This is a genomic window from Limnospira sp. PMC 1279.21 (assembly GCF_032349615.1).
In the GTDB taxonomy this organism is placed as follows: Bacteria; Cyanobacteriota; Cyanobacteriia; order Cyanobacteriales; family Microcoleaceae; genus Limnospira; species Limnospira fusiformis.
The window spans coordinates 1-1591 of record NZ_JARPLU010000373.1 but is presented as its reverse complement, the minus strand read 5'-3'; the positions used below and the strand labels follow the sequence as shown (position 1 = coordinate 1591).

The window sequence follows — 1591 nt, the reverse complement described above, 5'->3', positions numbered from 1 at the left end:
GTTGGTGGCCTCAAACCGAGACTTTACTATAATTGATTATCCGGACTTGATATTACAGGAGTTTGCTGCCGAATTTAAATTAGGTCCAAATCAACACATTATGTTAGTGGTTGATCAAGCCGGATGGCATATCAGTAAGAATCTGAAAGTACCCGAAGGACTGCATTTAATGTTTCTACCGTCCCATTCCCCGGAACTACAACCAGCAGAAAGACTGTGGCCTCTGGTAGATGAACCCATTGCCAATCGTTCATTTGAGAATCTTGATCAGCTAGAGGAACTCTTGTGTGCTCGCTGCCGAAGTTTGTGGAAACAGCGCGAATTAATTCGAGGCTTGACCAGTTTTCATTGGTGGCCTCAAACCGAGACTTTACTATAATTGATTATCCGGACTTGATATTAAAGGGGCTTTTTACGTCTAGCTCACTCGAGATTGCCAATCCACTCATCTCGTTCCTTAAAGATAGACGACAGAGCCACAGGCTGGCGTTCACCTGTGGGTGTCATCACCCCCTTAACGTAGGTCTAATCCTGGACCTGCATCTTACATCTCCTTTGAGGAGTAATTTCCGGCTCCTGCCAGAAATTACCGGATTTTATGCAAGAGACACTTCTACACCACCAGCAATTCTCATTATGGAAATTTTGCCCCAGCTTATTGAGAATCATCTCAAGAGCGATTCTTGAAAGCCCCATTCTTTCGTTCAAGATTGGGCATCATCGGGCATTTTGGACAGGATGCGGGTCAAAATGAGAATTGCTGTCTACACCACCCCAGACATTGATTTTCCGTCAAATATGCTGTAAAATCTAGCAGGCTATGTGTTGAGCTTCTGCCTCTAACAAACTCAACAATCTTTGGTCGCCTCGTTCCCGGGCTGCTTTCTGTCTCCGTTCCAGAAGACGGCACAAATTAGCCGAATGTACTTTAGCTAATTCTTCAGGAGCGATCGCACAGGTATCCCCACTCGTCGCCGGGGGTGGCTCAGGTTTAGCATCACTTGTCGCTACAGCCACCATCATAGTGTTTTGGTCTCTAGGTTCACCCACAGAGTAGGAAACAGCCCTATATTTCAGGTTTCCGTGGGGTTGGGGGACAGGAATATGGCGAGGGTAATGGAAATGGCAATCTTGGCCCCTATATTTTCCACAAACCTCTGATTCTACCACATCCATTGGTTGAAATTCATGGTTATAGTTAACGCCACGATAGGCTAGTTTCATATCTGTTTCTCCGAAAGGGTAATTTTTAAAGTCTACTTGGTTATTCTGTATTCATTGTTACATTTTTTCCGGGTGATCCCCAATATTTTACAAAACTTTACATCTTTCCCATAACAGTCCCAGCAACCATTCTACCTAGGCCACTCACTGAACCTTCCCCCCGGCTACCCCACACAACCTGATTCCGCCCCGATTATGTAAATTTTTGTTACAAAAGTTAAGAAATATTACAAAAAATTTTTTGAGGGGGTGGGTTGCATTAGGGGTTCACCCGTGCTATTATTTTGTTATGGTCGAAAGGGAAGTCGCCTTCCCCAACTCCAATTCAAAACCGTGCTTGATACTTTCACATCACACGGCTCCTGAT

At 44.6% G+C, this 1591-nt stretch carries 2 protein-coding genes; one reads left to right on the top strand and one right to left on the bottom strand.

From position 1 onward, the window contains the following. On the top strand, positions 1-379 hold a 379-nt coding region (locus P5683_RS24695; RefSeq protein ID WP_315641177.1), incomplete at its 5' end, for a transposase. Between the two features lie 431 nt (positions 380-810). Here P5683_RS24695 and P5683_RS24690 read toward each other — a convergent pair. Then, positions 811-1224 (bottom strand): DUF4278 domain-containing protein, encoded by a 414-nt coding sequence (locus tag P5683_RS24690; RefSeq protein WP_006616915.1) that lies wholly within the window; start codon positions 1222-1224, stop codon positions 811-813. Between the last annotated feature and the right edge of the window lie 367 nt (positions 1225-1591).

Excerpts from the sequence above, each read along its gene's own strand:
- P5683_RS24690 (WP_006616915.1), bottom strand. The coding sequence starts at position 1,224 with ATGAAACTAGCCTATCGTGGCGTTAACTATAACCATGAATTTCAACCA.